Genomic DNA, 25,181 nt, shown 5'->3' on the forward strand with positions numbered 1-25,181 from the left:
GGATGCAAAGCTCGGCATATATCATTCGGGGTGTAGCTCAGCCTGGTAGAGTACTGCGTTCGGGACGCAGGAGTCGGAGGTTCGAATCCTCTCACCCCGACCAATCCGGTCTGCCCCGGCCCAATATGGGCCAGGAGGGCAATATGGGTAAGCATGGGTAGACTGTTGTTTTTCGCCCTTATAGCCGTGCTCGTTTTCTGGGCGTTGCGAACTTATATTCGCGGGGTAAAAAAGCGGCAGGAAGCGCAGCAGCACACGCTCTCCGTGGAGGGCGAAGACATGGTGCGATGCATCCATTGCGGCGTGCATCTGCCCAGAAGCGAGAGTGTGCTGGCCGGCGGCGAGATTTTCTGCAGCGACGAGCATCGCCGCCTGCATGCAGGGCAATGAAAATAGCTGGCTGGACGGCATGCGCTTCATTCCTTCCCCGAATTGCGACGAGCGGCCGCCGGGCTGTCCCGTAAGCCTGCTGGTTATCCACAACATCAGCCTTCCGCCCGACGAGTTCGGCGGCAATGGCGTGATCGAGCTATTCACCAACCGGCTGGATCATGACAAGCATCCCTATTACCGGAATCTCCGGGATCTCAAGGTTTCCGCGCATTTCTTCATCCGGCGGGACGGAGAAACCATTCAATTCGTGCCATGCGAAATGCGGGCCTGGCACGCAGGCGTCTCCTCCTGGCAGGGCAGGGATCGCTGCAACGACTATTCCATCGGGATAGAACTCGAGGGCAGCGACACCCAGCCCTTTACCGATGCGCAATACGAGGCATTGATTTCATTGACCGGGACGCTGCAAGCGAGATACGCGATCGTGGATATCGCCGGCCATGCCGATATCGCGCCCGGACGCAAGACCGATCCGGGTCCCTGTTTCGACTGGGAGCGCTATCGGAAGGGGTGTATCCGCCAAGCTTGAGGCCGGATGCGTCGCTGAATTCAGGAAAGCCCAGGAAGCCTGACGAAGAGGCAGCTCCGCAAATTTTGTCTGCTATAGGTTACCTACCGCTGAATGTCAGTGCCAGGCTGGACAAGGCTACGCGGGAAAATTCCACCTAATCAGGGATAGCAAATATTGATCAATTTGATCGTAATGATCAAAATATGCTAGGCTTGACTGAAGAGGAGAGTGCCATGAACACGATACCGGCTGCTGACGCTAAAACCAATTTCGGGGCTTTGCTCGATAAAGCGCAACGGGAGCCTGTGATGATTTCTAAGAACGGCCGCGCCGTGGCGGTTCTCATGTCGGTTACTGCGTTCGAAGATCACCAACGGCTCAAGCTCGAGTTGCTGCGCCGGGAAATACGCAAGGGCCTGGATGAGGCTGAACGAGGAAATGTCCTGTCAGCTGAGCAGGCTTTTGCGGAACTCGATAAAGAGCTTGCGGATTGATGCCCCGTTTCGAATTTACGGCAAAAGCCACTGAAGATTTACGCGAAATTGGCCGCTATACAAAACAGACATGGGGAAATACGCAGGCCTGCCGCTATCGGGAAGAACTCGAACTGGCTCTCAAAAAGCTGAGTATGTCACCACATATCGGGTTTGAACGGGACGAAATTGCCCCGCAGGTACGCTCCTTTACCGTTGTCTCACATACTGCCTTCTATCTCCCCCGGAAGGATGGAATCACTGTGTTGAGGTTATTGCATCCGAGCATGGATATCGAACGCGCCTTCGATCTTCAACCGGAAAAGCCAGGAGAGCGGGAGCGATAGGGTATATCTTATCTTGATTGGGAGCGCTACCGGAAAGGGTGTGTCCGCCCGGCTTGAGGCCGGATGCTTGATGAAAATCAGGACTCAGGAAAGCCGGCGAAGAGGCAGCCCCGCGAACCCTTTGCCTGCTCATCTTGAACCGGAGCGCACGCTTCGTGGGGCTGGGCCAGCTGCTGGCGCTTCCTGCGCCATCAGGTAATCTTCGTAATTGCCTTTGTAATCGATGATTCCGTCCGGTTTCATTTCCACGATGCGGCTTGCAAGCGAAGAGACAAATTCCCGGTCGTGCGAAACGAAAATCAGGGTACCCGTGTATTTTTCCAGCGCACTGTTCAGGGACTCGATGGACTCCATGTCGAGGTGATTGGTAGGTTCATCCATGAGCAGCACGTTGTTTCTTTGCAGCATGAGCTTCCCGAACAACATGCGTCCTTCCTCCCCGCCGGAAATGACGCGCACGGATTTCTTCACCTCCTCGCCGGAAAAAAGCAGCCGGCCCAGCACGCTGCGTATCGCCTGATCGTCGTCGTGTTCGCGCCGCCATTGCACCATCCAGTCCGTCAGGGACAGGTCCTGCCGGAAATCGGCAGCATGATCCTGGGCAAAGTAGCCGTGCCGCGCTTTTTCCGCCCACTTCACCTCTCCCGCGTCGAGTGGCAAATCGCCGGCCAGGCAGCGCAAAAGCGTGGTTTTGCCAATGCCGTTGGGGCCGATAATGGCGATTTTCTCTCCTGCTTCCACATTGAGGCTGAATTTTTGCAGCAACGGTCTTTCCATGCCGGGAAAGCGCTTGCTGATGCTTTGCACCGACACCGCCAGACGGTGCAGCTTTTCGCGCTCATCCACATCGATGCGGATATAGGGATATTGCCGGCTGGAAGGCTTGACATCTTCGAGTTTGATTTTTTCGATCTGGCGCGCGCGGCTGGTGGCTTGGCGCGCCTTGGAGGCGTTGGCGGAGAAACGGCTGACAAAGGATTGCAATTCCGCGATCTGGGTTTTCTTTTTGGCGTTGTCGGCCAGCATGCGCTCGCGCACCTGCGTGGAGGCAGCCATGTATTCGTCATAATTTCCCGGGTAGATCCGGATTTCGCCATAGTCCAGGTCGGCCATATGGGTGCAAACGCTGTTGAGGAAATGGCGATCGTGCGAAATGATGACGATGGTGCTTCTGCTTTCGTTGATGATCTCTTCCAGCCAGCGGATGGTATTGATATCGAGATTATTGGTGGGCTCGTCCAGGAGCAGGATGTCCGGATCGGCGAAGAGGGCCTGGGCAAGCAGGATGCGCAGCTTGAACCCGGGGGCGATCGCGCTCATCAATCCGTGATGGTGCGGCTGCGGTATGCCGACGCCCAGCAGCAGTTCGCCAGCACGTGCTTCCGCGGAATAGCCGTCCAGCTCGGCGAAGCGGGCTTCCAGCTCGGCGGCGTGCATGTAATCGGCTTCGGTGGCGTCCGGGTTCGCATAAATCGCATCGCGTTCCTCCTTGACCCGCCACAACTCGGCGTGCCCCATCATGACGGTATCGATCACGGGGACTTCCTCGAATGCGAACTGATCCTGGCGCAGCTTGCCCACGCGTTCATCCGCGTCGACGCTGACATTGCCGGAAGTCGGCTCCAGATCGCCGCCAAGGATCTTCATGAAGGTGGATTTGCCGGAACCATTGGCGCCGATCAGGCCGTACCGGTTGCCGTCGCCGAACTTCACCGAAACGTTTTCGAACAACGGCCTTGCGCCGAATTGCATCGTGATGTTTGCAGTAGTGATCACAACCTTTCCTGAAAAAGTAAAAAACCGCCTATTTTAACCCTTTCCCGGAGTAATTCCGAGCCGGCTTCCTATTGTGGGCGAGAAGGCGCCGTGAAATCGGGTACTACCGGCCAGTCATTCTTTCATGCCGGACTGCGCCCTGGTTGCGGTTCTCCTGTGGAGAAAGCTATCTCAAAAATGGGCGATCAATGAGGTTGTGATAAAGGTATTGCCCTTCACCGCAGTATTGTCCTTGGTGATGAAAATATCGTCCTTGCTGCCCAAGGTTCTCGCTTCGATTCGCCACAGCAAATTGCCGGTAAGGCGGTAATCGAAATTGGCCGAGAAACCCCATGTTTTGAAACCATGAGGAGTATTTGATGCAATCATTATCCCATGCCTGTCGTCATAGTACTCCCCGCGGATTGCCACAGCGGTGTTTACAGTCGGGGTATATCTCAACGCAACCATGGAGCTGAACCAGAGGTTCATCGCTTCCTCGTGTTTGTCCGCCTGTTCCGCGCCGATATCGAAATTGACCGTCGCAGCCCACCTGTTGTCCAGTTGGAAAATCCCATAGAAATTGTGAAAATAGCGCATTCGCCGCGAACTGTCGGGCTTGTCGGTGCCCAGAAACGTGCTGCTGTTCAGTGTTATCCCGGGGGAAGGCTTATAGGTGACCTGCGTGCCGAATGAGGGGAGGGAACTGCCTTCCACCGGCTTGATATGCTGCCAGCCGTTGAGGATCAAGGCGCTGACGAACCATTTTTCATCGGCGGATGTGTATCCAATCCTGGCACCCGATTCATAATAGGGTGTATTGTCCGCCTCGATGCTTCGCGTGAGTGTCCAGTTATCCTTGCCCACTGCGCTCTCGAGGCCTATATGCGACGGGAAGACGCCCGCATCCAGCCACAAGTTTCTTTCACGAGACAGCTTTATGCCGACGTTGCCTTCATAAAAATTACCCAGAAACCCAGGCTCGAGCGCGTAGTTGGCTTTCATGTAGGTGCCCAGTGCCAACGCGAGGTTGGCCCTGAACATACTGACGGCATAAGACCCTCTCAGGAACGCCAGATTAATAGCAGCTTCATTATTCTTGTTGAAACTGTAAATAAACGAAGGCCGGGTGTTGCCCACCGAATTATTGAAGTTGCTCCCGTAGTAAGCTTCCACATAGCCGCTGATGGTCAACGGCGAGAGGAAGCCTCTGAGCTGCGGGATGCCATCTTGCGCTTGCGCTTGCATGGTCGTCAAAAGGCAGGCTGCAAACATGAGTCTTTTCATCGTTGCCTTCCATGTTTGCCGGGAAAGTCCCTTTGCCTCAGAAAAATATATAAGTCACTGAATATTGAAAGAAGATTGTAAAAAAAGAGCGGAAACAACCGATTACGTGCCGTAAAAAGTCTGTAAATCAGGCCGTGACCGAATCTCATGCGGAAAGCGACATGCCTCCACTCCTGCTAAACGATGCCGTGGCGCGCCTCCCCGGTTGAGACTGCGTTCGAGGAACATAGGAAAATTGCTGGGGTTTCAAGGTTCGGTTCTTCCAAGCCGACTGATATTCTCGATGGTCGACCATGACGGTACTCGTGTCATGATGCTAGAAGAAACCGCATAAAAACGGTGTAAATAATTGATCGTTCGGGGTAAAGAATGTAGAGAGTCGGCAAAAAATGCAGAGATCGAAGTTATTCCAGGCATAGCAGCAACCGGTAGCCTACGGCGGTTTCAGTTTGCAGATATTTCGGCCGCGCCGGATCGTCTTCCAGCTTTTGCCTCAAATGGCTCATGTAAATGCGCAGATAGTGCCCGCTTTCCGAATGCGACGGGCCCCAGACCGCGCGCAGGAGCTGCGGGCTGGTGACGACGCGCCCCGCATTTTTCACCAGCATCGTCAGCAGCCGGTATTCTATCGGCGTCAGATGCACCACCTGATTGGCCCGGGTGACCAGGCGCGACGCAAGGTCGATGCTGACATCGCCGAACCTGACCACTCCGCTCTCATTGGCATGGGACTGGAGGTCGCGCCGTTGCATGGCGCGTATCCGCGCCATGAGTTCACCCACGCCAAACGGCTTGGTCAGATAGTCATCCGCGCCGGCATCCAGCGCCCTGATCTTGTCCTGTTCCTCATTCCGGGCTGATAAGACGATAATGGGAATGGATGACCACTTCCTGAGATCCAAAATGAAATCGATGCCATTGCCGTCAGGCAGGCCGAGATCCAGAATGATCAGATCCGGTTTGCGCGTTCCCGCATCGATGAGCCCGCGCCGTGCGGTTTCCGATTCGAACACATGCCATCCCTCCGTTTCCAGCGCCATGCGCACGAAACGCCGGATATGCGGCTCGTCTTCGACTATCAGAATATCAGGCATGGATCCACTCAGGGTGTTTTGAAGGATTCTAGATTCGCGTGACTCAGCGGCACCGCCGGCGCATATTATTCAATTCGGAAGACTAGCAGGGATTTCTTCCACTGAAGATATATCTGGTGGTTTGCCAAGCGGAAGCGTGAATACAAAGGCGACGCCACCATCCGGCGGTCGCCGGGCGCAGAGGGTGCCGCCATGCGCTTCGACAATAGCGCGGCAAATCGCGAGCCCCAGGCCAACGCCCGATTTAGCCGACTCTTTTTCTCCACGGGTGAATTTCTCGAAAACCGCTTCCTCCATGCCGCGCGGCAGCCCAGGCCCGTTATCGGAGAAAGTGACTTCCAGAAACTGTTCTTTCACTTCTGCCGCAATGGTAAAGCGTGAACCAGGCGGCGTATATTTGCTCGCATTCTCGATGAGATTGCACAGCACTCGCTCGATCAGCACGGCGTCGAAGCGAACCAGGGGCAGGTCGCGGGGAAGCCGGGTTTGCAGTTGATGCCGGACCAACTGAGAGCGGCAGGCGTGCAATGCGCTACCCACGACTTCCTCGAAGGGTTGCCACTGCAGATTGAGCTTGACCTCGCCGCTTTGAATGCGCGCCATATCCAGCAGGTTGGATACGAGATTGTTCATGCGGACAGCTTCGTCACGCACGGCTTCCGCCAGCTCCCGCTGGGATGGAGCAAGAGCCGGAGCGGATATGGCCAGGGAATCGGATAGCCCCACCAGCGAGGTGAGAGGCGTGCGCAGATCGTGCGACAGGGCGGCCAGTAGCGCGTTGCGCAACCGCTCCGATTCCATGCGTATCAGCACACTCTTTGCAATCTCGATGTAATGCACGCGTTCCAGCGCGATGGCCGCGAGCGCGGCAAAGGTATCGAGCTGGCGCCGCTGCTCGGGGATAAGTATCCAGCGGCGATTTTCGGGCTCGATGGCAAGCACCCCGCGGGTGCGCATCGGCGCGACCAGCGGCAGATAGAAAAAGCTTCCGCCGGGAAGCGTATTCGTGCCAATGCCGGCTGGCGCCGCATGATCGAATGCCCACTGCGCTATTCCCATATCCGGAGCATGGGTGCCAGGAGGTCCGGATATTTCCCCTGGTGCCGGGGCAAAGCGCAAATGGCCCGCATCGTCGGGCAGCAATAACGTAGCCTTCGCATGGAACGTGCGTTGAACAAAACTGCGTGTCGCTTCGGAAATCTGTTCGGTTTGCAAGGCGCCGGACAGCTCGCGCGCGTATTCATACAAGGCGAGCGCGCGTTCCTCGCGATGCGATGCGACGCGCGCCTGGTAGCGCAAGCCGGCAGTGAGATGCCCAATGATCAAGCCCACCGCAAGCATGATCATGAATGTCACCAGGTACTGCAGGTCGCTGACGGCGAATGAAAATCTTGGGGGTACGAAAAAAAAGTCGAATGCTATGACGCCTACCAGCGTTGCGGCAATCGATGGGCCACGTCCCCACCTCACCGCCACCAGCACGGTTGCCAGCAGAAACAGCATGACGATGTTGGCGAGATCCAGATAGCGCGACAGCGGCATGGCGAAGAGCGCGGTCAGCAGACTGGCCGCCGCTGCCCAGGCATAGCCCCAACGGGGTACGGCGTGTTGCCGCGAAAGCAGTACGCCCGGAGCCGACTGGGATGCTTCTGTTCCGCTCGCTTGCTCCAAGCCTGGCGATTCTTTCGGAAAGGGACGGCCTATTTCAATCATATCCATGTCAGGCGCATAACTGGTGATCCTCTTCGCATAGGCGCTGCGCCAGGGCCAGACGGAGGAGCGGCTGCGCCCCACTACTATGTTCGATAGATTGCGGGCGCGCGCGTAGTCCACTATCGCCAGGGCAATATCATTCCCTGCCAGTACCGCCGAGGTGGCGCCCAGATTCTGCGCGAGTTTCAGCTTTTCCAGTATGCGTTCGCGATGCGCGGGGGACAGGCGCTGCAATTGCGGCGTCTCGACATAAATCGCGTGCCAGTCGGTATTCATCCGTCCTGCCATTCGGGCTGCTGCGCGAATCACCTGCTCCGCATCCGGACCCGGCCCGATGCAGGCGAGCAGGGTCGAATCGGTTTTCCATACCGGTCCGATCGATTTTTCGATGCGGTAGGCCTTCACATCGTCTTCCACGCGATCGGCGGTGCGACGCAGCGCCAGTTCGCGCAAAGCGATCAGATTGCCTTTACGGAAAAAATTCCGGGAAGCATGCTCCACCAGCTGTGTCTGGTACACTTTTCCGGCCCTGAGCCGCATGAGAAGCTCGTCCGCCGTTATATCGATCAGCACGATTTCGCTGGCTTCGTCGAATACCGCATCGGGCAGGGTTTCCGCAATGTGTACGCCTATGATGCCGCCGATCACGTCGCTCAGACTTTCCAGATGCTGTACATTGACTGTGGTGAATACATCGATGCCCGCGTCCAGCAATTCTTCGACGTCCTGCCAGCGCTTGGGGTGGCGCGATCCCGGCCCATTGGAATGGGCCAGTTCATCCACCAGGATCACCGCGGGATGGCGTGCCAGCGCCGTATCGATATCAAATTCGGTCAGGGTTTTCCCCCGGTAATGGATTTTCTTTTCGGGCAGGACTTCGAGGCCCTCGATGAGTGCGGCTGTTTCATCACGGCCATGCGGCTCGATAACTCCCACCACGATGTCGTGGCCATCCGCTTGCATGCGCCTGGCGGCGGTCAGCATCGCGTAAGTCTTGCCGACTCCTGCCGAGGCGCCGAAATAAATACGCAGTTTTCCCCGGGATGTGGACAGTTCCCGCTCCTGGATTTGCGCCAGCAGCGCGTCAGGATCGGGGCGTGGAGGCTCAGCCGCGCGCATGGCAGGCAATGGCGCTAAAGCTATTTATCGGAGTCATGGGTCAGGCGCATCAGTTGTTTTTTCAGCGGGGGTCGGCATCGCCGGTGCGGGCGAAAGCCCGATCGAGAGCCAAGTTGAGGGCCAGCACGTTCACGCGTGGCTCACCGAAGAATCCGAGATATCGGGCCTTGCCCAGTCTTGCTATCATGCCGCGTATTTCTTCAATGGTGGCATTGCGCGCGCGCGCAACGCGCTCCAGCTGGTAGTACGCTGCAGCGATACTGATCTCCGGATCCAGGCCGCTTGCGGAGGCCGTCACCAGGTCGACCGGAATCGGGGCGATATTGCCGGGATCGGCTCGTTTCAGGGCTTCGATGCGCATCCTTACCGCGTCGATCTGCGCCGGGTTGGTGGGGCCCAGATTCGACCCGCCCGAGGATGCGCCGTTATTGGGCATGGGGCTGGTGGCGGAAGGCCGGCCCCAGAAATATTTTGGAGAAAGAAACGCCTGGCCGATCAGCAAGGAGCCGATCGGTTGGCCGTCGCGCAGCACCAGGCTGCCCTCAGCTTTATCCGTAAACAGGGTTTGCGCGATGACGGTGACAGTGAGCGGATACAGCAGGCCGCAAATGATCGTCAGTATCGCAAACAATGCCATGGCGGGACGAAAAGCGGTTTTCACGCGGCGCCCCTACGCAAGGCCAAGTACCGCCAGCACCATGTCTATCGCCTTGATTCCGGCGAATGGCACCAGGATGCCACCCAATCCATAAATCAGCAGATTGCGCCGCAACAGCAGGGCGGCGCCGATGGCCCGGTATTTCACGCCCTTCAATGCCAGCGGAATCAACGCGACGATGATCAGTGCATTGAAGATTACAGCGGAAACAATGGCGGATGACGGACTGGTAAGACGCATCACGTCGAGCGCAGCCAGTTGCGGATAGGTGGTGGCGAAAGCCGCGGGGATGATGGCGAAATACTTGGCGGCATCGTTGGCTATGGAAAATGTGGATAAAGCGCCGCGGGTTATCAGCATCTGCTTCCCGATCTCCACGATCTCCAGCAGTTTGGTGGGGTTGGAATCGAGATCGACCATGTTGCCTGCCTCCTTTGCCGCCTGCGTACCCGAATTCATGGCGACGGCCACATCGGCCTGCGCCAGCGCCGGTGCATCGTTGGTGCCATCGCCTGTCATTGCCACCAGGCGTCCGCCAGCCTGAAATGAACGAATCAGCTTGAGCTTGTCCTCGGGCGTGGCTTCCGCCATGAAGTCGTCCACGCCTGCCTCGGCTGCAATCGCGGCGGCGGTGATTCTATTGTCGCCGGTAATCATCACCGTCCTGATGCCCATGCGGCGCAATTCGGAAAAGCGTTCCTTGATGCCGCCCTTGACGATATCCTTGAATTCTATCGTTCCCATTACACGGCTATTGTCCACTACCACCAGGGGCGTGCTGCCACGGCGGGCGATATCGTCCGTGGTCCGGGTGACTTCCAATGGATAAGGATGCCCCAGCGATGCGGCATATTTTTTCATGGAGTCCGCCGCACCCTTGCGGATAGCCCGGTTTCCGGTATCCACGCCACTCATGCGAGTTTGCGCGCTGTATGGGATGAATGTCGCGTGCAGCGCTTCCATATCCCGTCCGCGCATATTGAAGCGCTGCTTCGCCAATGCGACGATGCTGCGACCCTCAGGTGTTCCATCCGCCAGGGAGGCAAGCTGGGCGGCATCGGCCAGTTGTTCCTCCGTGACTCCTGGCGCCGGAAAAAATGCGGCAGCCTGCCGGTTGCCGAGCGTGATCGTCCCGGTTTTATCCAGCAGCAGCACATCCACGTCCCCGGCCGCCTCCACTGCCCGGCCTGAGGTCGCGATGACGTTGGCCTGCATCAAGCGGCTCATGCCCGCGACGCTGATGGCGGACAGCAGTCCGCCAATGGTGGTGGGAATCAGACATACAAGCAATGCGACCAGTATCGTCATGGTAACGGGCGAACCGGCCTGGGCGGCCTCGACGCTGAAGAGCGAGAACGGCAGCAGGCTTACCGTTACCAGCAGGAAAATGATGGTCAGCGCAACCAGCAGTATGTTCAAGGCGATCTCATTGGGTGTTCTCTGCCGCTTCGCGCCTTCAACCATGGCAATCATGCGATCCACGAACGCTTCGCCCGGATCGACCGCTATCCGCACCACCAGCCAGTCGGAAAGCAAGCGCGTGCCGCCGGTTACTGCGGAAAAATCACCGCCCGATTCGCGGATGACAGGCGCGGATTCGCCCGTGATGGCGCTTTCATCAACCGACGCCACTCCTTCCGTCACTTCGCCATCGGCGGGAATCACGTCGCCGGCTTCCACCAGCACGATGTCGCCTTTGCGCAGATCGGAGGCGGATATCGTGGTCCAGCTGCTGCCATGGTATGGCGCATCCAGTTTTTTGGCGGCAACCATTTTTTTTAAGGCATGAAGCGCTGCGGCTTGCGCCTTGCTGCGGCCTTCCGCCAGCGCTTCGGCCAGATTTGCGAATAGCACGGTAAACCACAGCCATAGGGTGATGTTCAAAATAAAACCGGCATCCTCCTCGCCACCCTGCATGAGGGCTTGCATGAACAGCAGAGTGGTCAGGATGCTCCCGACATAAACGATGAACATCACCGGGCTGTGCCATTGAAGGCGCGGGTCGAGCTTTTTGAAAGCATTGACGAGGGTGGAACCGATCAATTCCCAGCCGAAAAGGGGAGTCTTCTTGTGGCTCATTCCGATCCTTTCTCAGCGCAAGGCATGAAGCTGCAAATGCTCGATGACCGGTCCCAGTGCCAGTGCGGGGAGGTAGGTGAGCGCGCCGACGACAATGACGGTCCCTGACAGGAGAGCAATAAAGAGCGGGCCGTGTGTCGGCAGGGTGCCTGCAGTCACTTCAACGCGCTTCTTTGCCGCCAGCGAACCTGCGATGGCCAGCACCGCAACGATGGGGATAAATCGGCCGAACCACATCGCGATTGCCAGCAGAAAGTTATAAAACGGGGTATTGGCCGACAAGCCGGCAAAGGCGCTGCCGTTGTTATTGGCAGCTGACGAGAACGCATACAGAATTTCGGAAAAGCCATGCGCGCCGGGATTCAGAATGCCTGCTTTACCGGCGTCAACCATGACCGCCAGTGCGGTTCCGCCCAGCACCAGCAGGGGTGTGACAAGAATCACCATGGAAGCCATTTTCATTTCGAATGGCTGGATTTTCTTGCCCAGGTATTCCGGCGTCCGCCCGATCATCAAGCCGGCAACGAATACGGCAAGGATTGAGAAAATCAGCATGCCATACAGTCCGGATCCGACTCCGCCGAATACCACTTCTCCCAGTTGCATCAGCAGCATCGGCACCATGCCGCCGAGCGGGGTCAGGGAATCATGCATCGCATTTACCGCGCCGCAGGATGCCGCCGTGGTGACCGCGGCGAACAAAGCGGAAGCGTTGATGCCGAAGCGTATTTCCTTTCCTTCCATGTTCCCGCCGGGCTGCAGCTCGCCCGGCGCCTGGTCGACATTCAGCGCCTGCAATACCGGATGGGCTTGCTGCTCCGCGACCAGAACGATGGACGTCATCGTCAGAAAAATGACTGTCATTGCACCCAATATTGCCCACCCCTGGCGGATGTCGCCGACCATGCGTCCAAAAGCGAAGCACAGTGCGGCGGGAATCAGCAGAATCGACAGCATCTCGACAAAATTGGATAGCGGGGTGGGGTTCGCGTACGGATGTGCCGAGTTCGCGTTGAAAAAACCGCCACCGTTGGTGCCGAGCAGTTTGATCGCCTCCTGCGAGGCTACCGGTCCCATCGGCAGCATCTGAGTGGTGGCGATCGCAGATTCCATCATCCGATTGCTCTCGGCATTGGTTAGCGGCTCGCCATCCGGCCCGGTTTTGGCCTGCTGATAGCTGAGGGGCTCGACCAAATTCACTTCCTGATATGCGGAGAAATTCTGGATGATGCCCTGACTGGTTAGGAATACGGCAAATAGCGCCGACAGGGGCAACAGTACATAGAGCGTCGAGCGGGTGACGTCATGCCAGAAGTTGCCGATCGATTTCGCGAAGTGGCGTTTGAAACCGCGAACAAGTGCGTAGGCGACGGCCATGCCGGTCGCTGCCGATAAAAAATTCTGCACGGTCAGTGCCAGCATTTGCGTCAGGTAGCTCATCGTCGATTCACCTCCATAACCTTGCCAGTTGGTATTGGTGGCAAAACTGATAGCGGTATTGAACGAGGAATCAGGACTCACGTTGCCCAACGCCTGGGGGTTGAGCGGCAACCATGCCTGCAGGCGTTGCACTGCATAAACGACCAGGGCGCCCAACGTATTGAACACCAGGAGTGCCAAGGCGTAGTCCTTCCATTCCATTTCTGAATCCAGCGGGATGCCGGCGAGACGGTAAAAGAAGTTTTCGGTTTTCTTCATCCAGTTCAAGCCGCGTATGGGTGTACCCTCGCCAATTTTTGCGAGATAAATACCCAAAGGGTACGCCAGCGACAGCAGTGTTACCAGGAATACCAGGAGTATGACGAGAGATTGTGCCGTCATTACAGGTCCTCCGCGTTTATCAGGGCAACAAGCAGATATATCAGGAGAATAGCCGCGATGACCGCGCCGACGGCATAGAACACATTCATTGACGCTGGCCCAGTTTTCCGCAGCCTCTCACAAATGCGGCAGTCATGAGCAAAAGCGCTACGATTGCGCCTGCATAGAGGATATCCATTTCGCCCTCATCGGATCTATCCCAAATATACAGGTTAGGCGAAACCATCTAAAGATGCTGCAAATATCCGGATGCTGGATGCAAAGAAAGTATAAAAACAGCCGTGTCATCGGAGACTTGTTCAGGGGCTCCTGAACTGATTCCGGATACAGGCGTGCGGTATTTTGGCGTTCCTGTATCATTGCGATTTTCTTGATAGTGCCCGCGCTCCATGAAGACAACATTTCTGGATTTCGAGCAGCCTGTCGCCGAACTGGAAGCCAAGATCGAGGAACTGCGTTTTGCGCAGGATGATTCGGCGGTGGATATTTCAGCCGAGATCCTGAGGTTGCAAAAGAAAAGCCAGTCGCTCACCTCGGGAATCTATGCCAAGCTGTCACCGTGGCAGATTTCGCAGGTGGCGCGGCATCCGCAGCGTCCTTACACCCTCGATTATATCCAGCAGCTGTTTTCCGATTTCGAGGAACTTCATGGCGACCGGAGTTTTGCCGACGACAAGGCGATCATAGGCGGGCTTGCGCGGTTTGGCGGCCAAACCGTCATGGTCATGGGCCACCAGAAGGGACGGGACACCAAGGAAAAAATCTACCGCAATTTCGGCATGCCGAGACCCGAAGGCTACCGCAAGGCGCTACGCCTGATGCAGCTCGCGGAGAAATTCTCGATACCGCTGCTTACCTTCATCGATACGCCGGGCGCCTATCCTGGTATCGGAGCGGAGGAGCGCGGCCAGTCGGAGGCTATCGGGAGAAATCTATACGTGCTGGCAGAACTGAAAGTCCCGGTGATCTGCACCATCATCGGCGAGGGAGGCTCTGGCGGGGCGCTGGCGGTGGCGGTTGGCGACGTAGTGCAAATGCTGCAATATGCTACCTACTCCGTTATTTCGCCCGAAGGTTGCGCCTCTATCCTGTGGAAAAGCGCGGACAAGGCGCCGGAGGCCGCCGAGATCATGGGAATCACCGCGCATCGCCTGAAGACGATGGGGTTGATCGACAAGATCATCAGCGAGCCCCCTGGCGGGGCGCATCGCGACTATCTCGCCATCATGCAGTCCGTCAGAAAGGCATTGCAGGAATCGCTCGGGCATTTGCAAGGCTATTCCACCGAGTCGTTGCTGGAGAAGCGCCATGAACGCCTGATGGGATATGGCAAGTTCAAGGAAGTCAAAATCAAATAGCATAAAAAGCAGGACCGAAGAGATACTGCGCCAGCGGATTCGCCGGGGAGACCGCCTGGTGGTGGCGTTGAGTGGCGGGATCGATTCGGTCGTGCTGCTGCATCTGCTGGTTCCGTTGTCCGCTTCGATGGGATTCGGGCTCTCCGCGGTCCATGTCGACCACGGCATCAGCGCCAATGCCGGCAAATGGAGCGCGTTCTGCCACGATCTGTGTCATGGCGTTGGCATTTTCCTGGAAACGGCGCGGCTGAAAATCGGGCGCGAGCCTGGTACAAGCCTCGAAGCTGCCGCGCGCGCTGGACGCTACCGGGTATTCGCCACGCTCCAGGCCGATTATGTGGCGCTTGGGCAGCACCAGGACGACCAGGCCGAAACGCTTCTGCTGCAACTGCTGCGGGGAGCGGGTGTCAAGGGGCTGGCGGCGATGCCTGTCGTCCGGGATCTGCCGCTGGATGAGGCACCGCGGGACCAGTTGTTTGCAGCGCAGATCAAGCGGGAATTACCCGGCGCCGTCCCTCTCCATGATCGGCCCAGGATGCTGCGGCCCTTGCTCCATGCCTCGCGGAGCGAGATCGAGAATTACGCCCGCGAGAACGGCTTGCGCTGGATCGTGGACGAAAGCAACGAGGACGTGTCGTTCGACCGGAATTTCCTGCGCCACGAAGTATTTCCCCTGCTTGAAAAGCGCTTTCCTGCCTATCGCACTACCTTTTCACGCGCCAGCAGGCACATGGCCGAGGCTGCGGAGCTTCTCAATGAACTGGCCGAAGCCGACAGCGCGGCAGGCCTGATCCCGGGAAAACTCCATATCGAAGATTTGCGGAAATTGAGTTTGCCGCGCGCGCGCAACCTGCTGCGCTACACGCTCGCCCAGCGGAGGGCTGTGCTGCCCAGCACGGTGAAGCTGGATGACATATTGCGGCAGCTGTTGTCCGCGCGTTGCGATACAAATCCGCATGTCATCTTTGGCGATGCCGAGGTACGCTGCTTCAGGGGGATCATTCATGTATGCAAAGCCGGGAAGCTTTGGAATACGCCTGGCGATGCGGTGCCGAGAGTCATATCGGCTGCAGCGGTTGCATGGAGCGGCGAAAGCGAACTGAGCCTGCCGCATCTCGGCGGCATTCTCAGCTTCAGGCGCGAAAACAGCATGGGAAACGGGGCAGGCATCCGGCTGGTGAAACTATCGGAGCAGCCGGTCACGGTCCGGATGAGGCGGGGAGGGGAATGGCTGCGTCCCGATCGCAATCGTCCGCGCCGCAGCCTCAAGAACCTGCTAAGGGAGGCTTCGCTCCCGCCATGGGAGCGTGACGCCCTGCCCCTGATATTCAGCGGCGATCATCTCGTGTGTGTTCCCGGCATCGGGATAGATTGCGCCTACCAGGCTGCATCCGGGGAGCCGGGACTGGTGGTGGAGTGGCGCCGGACGGATCCATGGGGATGAATTGAACCGCCCCGGCGATCCATGTCCCCCCTGGCTACCACAATTCGAAAAGCAGCACTTCCGCGCCCTGTCCCTGGTCGATGATGAGATGCTTCTCGCCTGTCAGCATGGCGGCGTCTCCTGGCGCCAAAGACGTTCCATTCAGCGATGCGCTGCCGCGGGCGATATGAATGTAGTAGGAGCGATCTGCGGAAAGCGGTTCCTCGATGCGTTCATCATCGTCGATCAGGGCGGCCGACATGCGGGCGTCCGCGCGAATGGTGACAGACCCCTCGGCGCCATCCGGAGAGGCGATCAGGCGGAGCCGGCCGCGTTTTTCCGCATCGGCAAAAATCTTTTCCTCGTAGCCTGGGGGAATGCCGGTCTCGTTAGGCAGGAACCAGATTTGCAGAAAATGCACCCGTTCGTTTGGCGACGGGTTGAACTCACTATGCTGTACGCCGGTACCCGCGCTCATTCGCTGCACGCTGCCCGGACGGATGACCGAGCCGTTGCCCATGCTATCCTTGTGCGCCAGGCCTCCTTCGAGCACGTAGCTGACGATTTCCATATCCCGATGGCTGTGTGTGCCAAATCCCTTTCCGGGTTCGACCGTATCATCGTTGATCACGCGCAGCGCGCGAAACTGGATGTGCCGAGGGTCGTAGTAATCGGCGAAAGAAAAGCTATGCCAGGAATTCAGCCAGCCATGATCCGCGTGGCCCCGCTCCGCGGCGCGTCTCAACTCCATCATGCGTATCCTCCGTTTCTCTTGTTTGCTTCGTTTGAGTGGAATAATGATACCAATGGTACAACAGCACGCTTCATTCGCCCGTTCCAATCGAGTTATCCCTGAATGCCATGGGCAGCCCGCCCACGAAGTGGGAAACCTTTGGTGCCTCCGGTCCGGTATGAAAACGGAATACGCTTTCCTGCACCCTCTGGTCCTCACGGGTAACACGCGCGTGCTGGCGCAAGTGATCCAGCCATGAGGCATGCTGGAACAGCTCGACATACCGCCCGGGCGATGCGATATCTTCGAAAACGCCCCAGGCGAATGCGCCGTCCCGCCGCCGGATGGCGCCCAATTGCTGCACCGCGGCAAGGAAAGCCTCACGCTGCTCCAGGGCAATCCGGTACTCGATCGTGACCAGCACCGGTCCCCGGCTCGAGCTCAATTCCTCCGCGGCTTGCGGATGCGGCCAGTGGTGGGAGGGGGACAGGTCGGGCGCTTCATGGGAGCCGAGGCTGAATCTGCGTACCGCCACCGCTGCCCCCACCATTCCGATACCGGAGAACAGGAATGCAGCAGGCGTGCCCGCATGGGCCGCAACCCAGCCCCACAGGAAACTGCTAAGCGTCATCGCGGCGGCGAAGATCATGAGGTACAGGGACAGCGTGCGTCCCCGGACCCAGGCGGGGACGGAGATCTGGGCCGCGAGCTGCAGCGATGACAGGACGCTGAGCCAGGATGCGCCGCAAACCGCCATGATGGCATGCACCGCATATTCATTCCGGACCACCGCCAGTCCGATGCAGGTCAGGAAGTAGACGATCGTTGCGGCGAATACCAGGCCGTCGGGCCCGACGTGAGCGCGCACTCTTGGCAGCAGCATCGCGGCGGCAACAGCGCCGATGCCGACGAAAGTCAGCAGCAAGCCGTAGGTACCAGGACCGCCGGCAAGCTCTTGCCGTGCAAATAAAGGGAGCAGAGCCCATATGGATGTCGCGAAAAGAATGAAAGCAGTCACGCGAACCAGCACCGCGCGAAATACCGATGCCAGGCGCGCGTAGCGCACGCCGGCGCGCAGCGCCTGAAAAAACCGCTCCGGCGGCAGGGCCCGATTGTCCGGTTCGCGTCTCCAGTGCCATAGCATCACCACCATGCCGATGAACGAGATGGCATTCAGGCTGTAGGCCACCCACGCGCCCATCTGGGCTACCAGCAAGCCGCCGAGGGCGGGGCCGATGGAGCGCGAAAGATTGATCGATACCGCCCCCAGCGAGATTGCCTGTGGCAGGAGGTTGAGGGGCACCAGTTCGGACAGGACAGCGCTCAGGGCGGGCATTGCCATGGCGGCGCCTGCACCCAGCGCGAAAGTGAGGATCAGCAGATTCCATGCATCCAACTGGCCGGTTGCCGCCAGATAAGCCAGCGCGGCTGCTGCCAGCGTCATCCATAACTGGGTGGCGATGAGATAGCGGCGGCGGTCCACGATGTCGGTCAGCGCCCCCGCGCCCAGCGCAAACATCACAAGGGGCAGCGAGCCAGCAGCCTGGACCAGGGATACCATCACCGGCGATGGCGACAGGTCGGTCATCACCCACCCCGAAGCCGTGCCGTTGATCCACGTTCCTATGTTCGAGCCCAGCGACGCGAGCCAGAAAGTCCGGAAAACGGGAAGCTTGAGCGGCTCCCATGATCCTGCCCGGGAACCGGGGGGATACGATACGTTTTCAGGTGCGGCAGCGGTGCCATCTTCAGCGGGTTTACTCATCCGCAAACATCCTTTCCGTTTTCAGGTCCTGCAGGTCCCGAGAATCCAAGATTACCCCGGAAATCCGGAGGGGAAGGCGAGGAGGATGAAGGCGGGACAGTTCCGGCGGAGACCGGGTGGGCTCTTGTCTCTTGTGTCACGGATTGCCCAAAATTTGAATTCGCCATTGCCGGGTTTGTGCGTGCTGCCGGTCGTCAGTTCCGGGCTCCCGGCGGTCTTGCACACACGGTAGGAACTCAATACGTCGCGTCGAGTGTCATCCTGCTGTAGCATGTAGGTCAGGCTCGGGCGCCATTTGGCGAATCGCAGCTCTTCCAATATATGATCGTATTCCTCATGGGAAATAAAATGATCGATCAGGAAGATCTCGCTTGCCAAAGGATTCTTCAGGATGTCTGCTATTCGTCTTCCGGAGATTTTCTTCATGCCCGGCCCGGATTCGTCTGGCGGAGACAGCCAATGCGCGCGTAGGCGGCAGGAAGCTGGCGCGAGACGAAGCGATGCGGTGGGAGGCATAGGGAATTCCTGAGGCCACTTTGGCGTTGACGATGCGAGATGCTTTTCGTGACCGGTTCGAACTTGGTCCAGCTATTTATAATATATGCAATTCATGTGGAATAGGTGAAACGAGATCAACTTAAAATGAGTAAATCGAAGTCCACTTATTCCTGCAACGAATGCGGCGGCCAGACCTTGAAATGGCAGGGTCAGTGCCCGCATTGCCAGGCGTGGAACACTCTGGTCGAGGTTATCTCCGAAAAAACAGCCTCACGGTTCACTCTAGTGGCAGAAACGGGAGAAGTGCAGAATCTGGGCGAGGTGGAAGCAGGGGAAGAGCAGCGCTATTCCACTGGCATGGCAGAGTTCGACCGGGTGCTGGGCGGGGGACTAGTGCACGGCAGCGTGGTATTGCTCGGTGGAGATCCGGGTATCGGGAAATCCACGCTGCTGCTGCAAGCGCTTTGCCATATGTCGGGCAGCGCCCCGGGCGCCTTGAGTGCCCTGGGCGTTCTGTACGTCAGCGGCGAGGAATCGGCGCGCCAGGTTGCGTTGCGGGCACAGAGGCTGGCGCTCGACGCAAAAGCGGTCCATCTGCTACCGGAGATTCGGCTGGAAAGAATCCAGGGCATATTGCTGGAACGCAAGCCAGGCGTCGTGGTGGTCGATTCGATCCAAACCATTTATTCCGATGCACTGCAATCTGCACCCGGCTCGGTTGCCCAGGTGAGGGAGTGCGCTGCGCAATTGACGCGGCTGGCGAAGGCCAGCGGCATAGCCATTGTGCTGGTAGGTCATGTGACCAAGGAAGGCGCGCTGGCGGGACCGCGCGTCCTGGAGCATATGGTGGATACCGTGCTGTATTTCGAAGGCGACACCCATTCGAGTTTTCGCCTGGTTCGTGCCGTCAAGAACCGCTTTGGCGCCGTGAATGAATTGGGCGTATTCGCGATGGGCGAGAAAGGGCTGCGGGAAGTGAGCAATCCTTCTGCGCTGTTTCTCTCCCACCATGGGGGCCAGGTGCCGGGCTCGTGTATCATGGTGACGCAGGAGGGCACCCGGCCGCTGCTGGTGGAGATCCAGGCGCTGGTGGATGAGGCCCATGCCCCGAATGCCCGCCGGCTGAGTGTAGGGCTGGAACAGAACCGGCTGGCCATGCTGCTGGCCGTGCTGCACCGCCACGCGGGTATCGCCTGTTTCGATCAGGATGTATTTGTCAATGCAGTCGGGGGAGTGAAAGTCACCGAACCCGGGGCTGATCTGGCAGTATTGCTGGCTATCGTGTCCTCGCTCAAGAACAAGCCGCTGCCGCAGAAAATGGTGGTATTTGGCGAAGTCGGGTTGGCGGGAGAAGTGCGTCCGGTGCAGCGCGGGCAGGAGCGATTGAGGGAAGCGGCCAAGCTGGGTTTTGTCCAGGCCATCGTGCCCAGGGCCAACAAGCCCAGGCAGCCGTTTCCCGGCCTGGAGATCATCGCGGTAGAGCGGGTGGAAGATGCGGTGGCGGGAATACGTTAAGGATTCGTTCAGCGCTTCTTTATTCAGCGCTTACTTACTTAATTAAATGGACCTGCTCGCGTAAGCCGGCGGGACCCAGTGCTTGTAACATGAGTAACATTGTGGAAGGAGAGGGATAATGCATGTCGCTACATCATATGAGCGCATAGGCGGAGAAACGGTAATACGCCGGCTGGTGAACCGGTTCTACGACCTGATGGATGAAGAACCGGAATATTTCGGTGTTCGCAAGCTGCATCCGCAGGATCTGGCTCATTCGCGGCAGAAACTGTTCATGTTTCTGTCCGGCTGGACTGGCGGGCCTTCCCTGTATACCGAGAAGTATGGCGAGCCACGCTTGCGCACCCGCCATATGCCCTTTCCCATCGGAACTTCGGAGCGGGATCAGTGGCTGTCCTGCATGAGCCGCGCAATGGTGGATATCGGGCTGGATGAGGAATTGCGCAGAAAACTGGATATGGCGTTCGACCAGACGGCGGATTTCATGCGTAACCAGCCGGAGTAAGAGGAAGCAATCAGCATCGCCGATAGATACCCCTTTAACAGGATGTTGAAAAACTATTCCGAAACCGCTTTTCGAGTATTTATAGGGGTACTCAGACTATTGACCACATCAAAAAATCGCTTATGACCCGTTTCAGAGGGCCGGCTTGCTTCTGGTTCCTGCTGCCAATGCGTTTTTCAACAACCTGTTAAGGATGCTCCCTTATACTCGTATATCCTGCATTCCCCGTAGCATCCGCGGCAACGATGTGTCGTTGCCGCGGATGCTACGGATATAGGGGCTGCCGGACCTGCCCGGATGGCTTATTTGCTTCTGAAATACGTGTCGGCGCGCCCATTCCCAAATGGACTGCTCCGGTTGCCTGTAACCGTATTGCCCCTCGCATCCGTCCGGTTGGCGCTGAACGAGCGGCCGCGGCTGTCGCCCCAGTCTCCTCTCGCGCTACCGGCAGCGGGAACATGGCGCTGGTTATCCGGCGACCAGCTCCGGCTGCGTTTATGGGCGACATTGGGCGTATTCCGAGGCATGCCCGATCCGCCAGCGCGTGGCTTGAACCGCGGTTCGAGGCCGGGAATCACGTGGGAGGCAATGCGCTGTCCGGTGAAGTGCTCGATTTTTTTCAGACTGACATTGTCTTTCCCCGATGCGAAGGAGACGGCGATGCCGGAAGCGCCGGCACGCCCTGTGCGCCCGATGCGATGCACATAGTCTTCCGCAAATTTCGGCAAATCAAAGTTGATCACATGGGTAATGCCGGCGACATCGATCCCGCGGGCGGCAACATCGGTTGCAACCAGCACGCGCAATCCCCCATGGCGCAACTGGGTGAGCGTGCGATTGCGGTCACGCTGGCTCATGTCGCCATGCAATGCGGCCGCCTCGTGACCCTGGGCGGACAGGCTGTCCGCCAGGGTATCGGCATCACGCTTGGTTGCCGTGAAAACAATGGCCTGTTTTAGCGTGATGTCGCGCAGCAGGTGATCCAGCAGGCGATTTTTATGAGACACGTCGTCCACATAGTGCAGCCGCTGCTCGATATTATCCAGTCTCGCCTTCTGCGACGCGACCTGGATGCGCCGGGGTGCGTTCAGCAACTGTGTCCCGATATTCTCTATCTCGCTATCCAGCGTGGCTGAAAACAGCAAGGTTTGGCGGCTCTCGGGTGTGGCAGCGGCAATGCTTGCGACATCATCGATGAACCCCATGTCGAGCATGCGGTCGGCTTCGTCCAGCACCAGCATTTCGAGGCGGGAAAAATCGATGCGGCCGCGCTGGATGTGATCGATCAAGCGGCCTGGAGTGGCCACGAGGATGTCGACCGGTTGCGAAAGCAACTTGTTTTGCAGGGGATAGGGCATCCCGCCGAGGATACTTACGACCCTCACGCGAGGCAGATGCTTCCCGTATTTGGCGGCGGCCGATGAGACCTGGAGCGCGAGTTCGCGCGTGGGGGTGAGCACCAGGACGCGAGGCCCGCGGCTGTGCGTGCGGGACGGTGTGGCAAGGCGATGCAGTGCAGGCAGCATGAATGCGGCTGTCTTTCCGGTGCCGGTCTGGGCCGAAGCCATGACGTCATGGCCAGCGAGCAGCTCTGGAATGGCCTTTTCCTGGATAGGCGTGGGCGAGGTGTAACCCGAGTCGATAATGGCCTTGAGGATGAGAGGGTGCAGGTTCAAATTTTCAAAAGACACGTTATTTTCCTGTGAAGTGAAAAATACGGCGCTAACATGCAGAATCCGGGCCGGGCAGTCGCAGGCAATCTTGCGTGCGGTCACCATGCACGCAAGGGAAATATTCCCCTGGCTTTGCAGACAGACTCTGATTCTGAATAAGAATGCGCCTCAGCGCGCGAGCAGGATGGACTGCCGGAATGATGGGCAAGGCACCGCTGACGCACGTATTAAAAACCCTCCGTCCCCGCAACCGCTAGGACTATTCAGGATTCTTGAACATCGCCGCTAACCAGGATGCCGCACAATTCCGTTGAAGACTTGAAATCGAAAAGAGGTCAGGAACGATGACTCGATGGGAGGGCAAGCGGATAATTCTTCGAAGCCATACGATCGAAGCGCAATTATACATCAATCCGGCACCACATAAAAGTTTTTTTTAAATAGAAAGGGTTCGGCTTCCAGTTTTCATGGAAGATTCTATGGGGACATAGGCGCCCGCGGTCAGTCCCTGAAGCTATGGCGAGGCCGGTGAAGCAAGCTCGGGCGGAGCAACGATTTTCCGCTTGAGCGTTTCCAGTTGAGGCTGGTTCAACGTCTCGGTCTTGAGCAATTCCTCCGCCGAGTGATCCAGCAGCGCGCGGTTATGCTTCAGTATACAAGAGGCGCGTTCCAGCGCCCGATTCACCAGGCTGCGGACCGCCGCGTCCACCGCTTGGGCGGTGGCTTCGCTGTAATCCCGGCTTTGCGGCATGGGAATGCCGGTCTGGAGGTAAGGCGAGCGTTCGCGGTCGTAGGCGACATTGCCCAGAGCCTCGCTCATCCCGTAGCGCAGCACCATGGCGCGGGCAAGATCGGTGGCGCGGGCGAGATCATCCGTTGCCCCTGTGGAGATTTCGTGAAACACCACCTCTTCCGCTGCGCGTCCTCCCAGCAATACCGCCATCCGGTTTTCCAATTCCGCCCGGGTCATGAGAAACCGGTCTTCGGTCGGCCGCTGAATGGTATAGCCGAGCGCACCCACGCCACGCGGAATGATGGAAACCTTGTGCACTTCGTCCGTGCCGGGCAACGCCAGCGCGACCATGGCATGGCCCAGCTCGTGGAAGGCGACCACGCGCCGTTCCTTCGGGTTGAGCAGCCGGTTGCGCTTTTCCAGTCCTGCGATGATACGCTCGATCGCATTGTTGAAATCCTCCATGGTCACCGCGGAGCCATTCCGCCGGGTGGCGAGGAGTGCCGCTTCATTGACGAGATTCGCCAGATCGGCGCCGGTGAAGCCCGGCGTCAGCGCCGCGATCTGATCCGGCCTGACGTCGGAGTCCAGCGTCACCTTCCTCAGGTGCACCGCCAGAATCTGCTCGCGTCCCAGCTTATCTGGCCGATCGACCAGCACCTGCCGATCGAAGCGTCCCGCGCGCAATAGCGCAGGATCCAGGATTTCCGGCCGATTGGTTGCAGCGAGCAGAACCACGCCGCTTTTGGAATCGAAGCCGTCGAGCTCGGCAAGCAACTGGTTCAGGGTCTGTTCCTTTTCATCGTGACCGCCCATTCCGTATGCGTTGCGCGCACGTCCCAGCGAATCCAGCTCATCGATGAAGATGATCGCGGGGGCCATCTGGCGGGCCTGCTCGAACAGGTCGCGCACCCGGGCGGCGCCGACACCCACGAACATTTCCACGAATTCCGAGCCCGAGATCGAGAAGAAAGGAACGTTTGCTTCGCCTGCCACGGCACGGGCGAGCAGGGTCTTTCCGGTGCCCGGCGGGCCGATCAGCAGGATGCCTTTGGGTGCGCGACCGCCCAGCCGGCTGTATCCTTGCGGGTCCTTCAGGAAATTGATGATTTCGACCAGTTCATCCTTTGCTTCGTCCACTCCTGCGACATCCGCGAAGGTGACTTTGGTTTCTTTTTCCACGAATACCTTGGCGCGGCTCTTGCCAATCGACATGAGTCCTCCGCTCATGCCGCCGGGATTCATGCGGCGGATGATGAACATCCATATCCCGATGAAAACCGCCATCGGCAGCAACCAGGAGAGCAGATCGCGCATCCAGGTGCTCTGGACCACACCGGTGTAAACGACGTTATGCTTGTCCAGCTTGTCCGCCAGTTCCGGTTCCACTCGCGTCGTGACGAAGTCCTTCAATCCATCCGCATTTTTTTCCTTCAGCGTGCCATAGATATGGTTTTCGGTAACCGCGATCTCCTCAATCTTGTCCTCTTCCAGCAATGTATGGAAGCGGCTGTAGGGTATTGGTTCGACCTTCGTATATTGCTTGTAGAAGCTTTGTACCACCAGCATGCCGAGTATCGCGATGATGATGTACCAGAAATTAATTTGGGTTTTCTTGTCCATGAGGTTTTCCAGATTGCACTGATCAGTGCCTGCTACCGACAGACAAACGATTCGGAGGCCGGTTCCCTCAGGATAGCATATGGAAAACCGGAAGCTCTTCAGGAA

At 58.1% G+C, this 25,181-nt stretch carries 21 protein-coding genes and 1 tRNA gene; 9 read left to right on the forward strand and 13 right to left on the reverse strand.

Going from position 1 to position 25,181, the window contains the following annotated elements; genetic code table 11:
• The first annotated feature begins 26 nt into the window (after positions 1-26).
• The 5 genes from ACZ5CE_RS05080 to ACZ5CE_RS05100 all read left to right on the forward strand — a co-directional run bounded on the left by ACZ5CE_RS05080 (position 27) and on the right by ACZ5CE_RS05100 (position 1,724).
• Positions 27-103 (forward strand) — tRNA-Pro (locus ACZ5CE_RS05080).
• A 50-nt stretch (positions 104-153) separates the two neighbouring features.
• On the forward strand, positions 154-390 hold the full coding sequence (locus tag ACZ5CE_RS05085; protein ID WP_464576728.1) for a PP0621 family protein: 237 nt from the start codon (positions 154-156) through the stop codon (positions 388-390).
• The gene (gene ampD, locus ACZ5CE_RS05090; RefSeq protein WP_464576729.1) at positions 377-922 is read left to right on the forward strand and encodes a 1,6-anhydro-N-acetylmuramyl-L-alanine amidase AmpD; all 546 of its coding nucleotides are present in this window, start codon (positions 377-379) and stop codon (positions 920-922) included. Before ACZ5CE_RS05085 ends, ampD begins: the two co-directional genes overlap by 14 nt.
• 215 nt (positions 923-1,137) lie before the next feature.
• On the forward strand, positions 1,138-1,398 hold the full coding sequence (locus ACZ5CE_RS05095; protein WP_464576730.1) for a type II toxin-antitoxin system Phd/YefM family antitoxin: 261 nt from the start codon (positions 1,138-1,140) through the stop codon (positions 1,396-1,398).
• Positions 1,398-1,724 (forward strand): type II toxin-antitoxin system RelE/ParE family toxin, encoded by a 327-nt coding sequence (locus ACZ5CE_RS05100; protein WP_464576731.1) that lies wholly within the window; start codon positions 1,398-1,400, stop codon positions 1,722-1,724. Before ACZ5CE_RS05095 ends, ACZ5CE_RS05100 begins: the two co-directional genes overlap by 1 nt.
• A 129-nt stretch (positions 1,725-1,853) precedes the next feature.
• Here ACZ5CE_RS05100 and ACZ5CE_RS05105 read toward each other — a convergent pair whose 3' ends face one another.
• The 8 genes from ACZ5CE_RS05105 to kdpF form a co-directional block, all read right to left on the reverse strand.
• Complete coding sequence (locus ACZ5CE_RS05105; protein ID WP_464576732.1) at positions 1,854-3,500, reverse strand: ABC-F family ATPase; 1,647 nt, start codon at positions 3,498-3,500, stop codon at positions 1,854-1,856.
• Positions 3,501-3,671: 171 nt separating this feature from the next.
• Complete coding sequence (locus ACZ5CE_RS05110; RefSeq protein ID WP_464576733.1) at positions 3,672-4,766, reverse strand: porin; 1,095 nt, start codon at positions 4,764-4,766, stop codon at positions 3,672-3,674.
• 404 nt (positions 4,767-5,170) lie between these two features.
• On the reverse strand, positions 5,171-5,860 hold the full coding sequence (gene kdpE / locus ACZ5CE_RS05115; protein WP_464576734.1) for a two-component system response regulator KdpE: 690 nt from the start codon (positions 5,858-5,860) through the stop codon (positions 5,171-5,173).
• A 69-nt stretch (positions 5,861-5,929) separates the two neighbouring features.
• Complete coding sequence (kdpD, locus tag ACZ5CE_RS05120) at positions 5,930-8,692, reverse strand: two-component system sensor histidine kinase KdpD (protein ID WP_464576735.1); 2,763 nt, start codon at positions 8,690-8,692, stop codon at positions 5,930-5,932.
• A 61-nt stretch (positions 8,693-8,753) separates the two neighbouring features.
• Positions 8,754-9,353 carry a potassium-transporting ATPase subunit KdpC gene (gene kdpC, locus ACZ5CE_RS05125; RefSeq protein ID WP_464576736.1) on the reverse strand — a complete coding sequence of 200 codons (600 nt, stop codon included), beginning with the start codon at positions 9,351-9,353 and terminating at the stop codon, positions 8,754-8,756.
• A 9-nt stretch (positions 9,354-9,362) separates the two neighbouring features.
• Positions 9,363-11,429, reverse strand: a complete 2,067-nt coding sequence (gene kdpB, locus ACZ5CE_RS05130) for a potassium-transporting ATPase subunit KdpB (protein WP_464576737.1) — start codon at positions 11,427-11,429, stop codon at positions 9,363-9,365.
• 12 nt (positions 11,430-11,441) lie between these two features.
• On the reverse strand, positions 11,442-13,250 hold the full coding sequence (gene kdpA / locus ACZ5CE_RS05135; RefSeq protein WP_464576738.1) for a potassium-transporting ATPase subunit KdpA: 1,809 nt from the start codon (positions 13,248-13,250) through the stop codon (positions 11,442-11,444).
• Positions 13,250-13,339, reverse strand: a complete 90-nt coding sequence (gene kdpF / locus ACZ5CE_RS05140; RefSeq protein ID WP_464576739.1) for a K(+)-transporting ATPase subunit F — start codon at positions 13,337-13,339, stop codon at positions 13,250-13,252. Before kdpF ends, kdpA begins: the two co-directional genes overlap by 1 nt.
• A 300-nt stretch (positions 13,340-13,639) precedes the next feature.
• On the opposite strand from kdpF, the gene ACZ5CE_RS05145 reads away from it, so the two are divergent.
• Positions 13,640-14,608: an acetyl-CoA carboxylase carboxyltransferase subunit alpha gene (locus ACZ5CE_RS05145; protein WP_464576740.1), complete on the forward strand. Its 969-nt coding sequence runs from the start codon at positions 13,640-13,642 to the stop codon at positions 14,606-14,608.
• Positions 14,577-16,052 carry a tRNA lysidine(34) synthetase TilS gene (tilS, locus tag ACZ5CE_RS05150; RefSeq protein WP_464576741.1) on the forward strand — a complete coding sequence of 492 codons (1,476 nt, stop codon included), beginning with the start codon at positions 14,577-14,579 and terminating at the stop codon, positions 16,050-16,052. The genes ACZ5CE_RS05145 and tilS overlap by 32 nt, the downstream gene beginning before the upstream one ends.
• 34 nt (positions 16,053-16,086) lie before the next feature.
• Here the strand turns inward: tilS and ACZ5CE_RS05155 are convergent, their stop codons facing one another.
• The 3 genes from ACZ5CE_RS05155 to ACZ5CE_RS05165 form a co-directional block, all read right to left on the reverse strand.
• Positions 16,087-16,785 carry a pirin family protein gene (locus ACZ5CE_RS05155; protein WP_464576742.1) on the reverse strand — a complete coding sequence of 233 codons (699 nt, stop codon included), beginning with the start codon at positions 16,783-16,785 and terminating at the stop codon, positions 16,087-16,089.
• 70 nt (positions 16,786-16,855) lie between these two features.
• The gene (locus ACZ5CE_RS05160; protein ID WP_464576743.1) at positions 16,856-18,529 is read right to left on the reverse strand and encodes an MFS transporter; all 1,674 of its coding nucleotides are present in this window, start codon (positions 18,527-18,529) and stop codon (positions 16,856-16,858) included.
• 51 nt (positions 18,530-18,580) lie between these two features.
• Positions 18,581-19,045: a hypothetical protein gene (locus ACZ5CE_RS05165; protein WP_464576744.1), complete on the reverse strand. Its 465-nt coding sequence runs from the start codon at positions 19,043-19,045 to the stop codon at positions 18,581-18,583.
• Between the two features lie 126 nt (positions 19,046-19,171).
• On the opposite strand from ACZ5CE_RS05165, the gene radA reads away from it, so the two are divergent.
• A complete protein-coding gene (gene radA, locus ACZ5CE_RS05170) occupies positions 19,172-20,542 on the forward strand; it encodes a DNA repair protein RadA (RefSeq protein WP_464576745.1) in 1,371 nt (456 codons plus the stop codon).
• Between the two features lie 118 nt (positions 20,543-20,660).
• Complete coding sequence (locus ACZ5CE_RS05175; protein ID WP_464576746.1) at positions 20,661-21,047, forward strand: group II truncated hemoglobin; 387 nt, start codon at positions 20,661-20,663, stop codon at positions 21,045-21,047.
• Positions 21,048-21,349: 302 nt separating this feature from the next.
• Here ACZ5CE_RS05175 and ACZ5CE_RS05180 read toward each other — a convergent pair whose 3' ends face one another.
• On the reverse strand, positions 21,350-22,738 hold the full coding sequence (locus tag ACZ5CE_RS05180) for a DEAD/DEAH box helicase (RefSeq protein WP_464576747.1): 1,389 nt from the start codon (positions 22,736-22,738) through the stop codon (positions 21,350-21,352).
• A 496-nt stretch (positions 22,739-23,234) separates the two neighbouring features.
• Positions 23,235-25,076 carry an ATP-dependent zinc metalloprotease FtsH gene (gene ftsH, locus ACZ5CE_RS05185; protein ID WP_464576748.1) on the reverse strand — a complete coding sequence of 614 codons (1,842 nt, stop codon included), beginning with the start codon at positions 25,074-25,076 and terminating at the stop codon, positions 23,235-23,237.
• Positions 25,077-25,181: the final 105 nt, after the last annotated feature.

The organism is Nitrosospira sp. TNL200 (assembly GCF_055386305.1).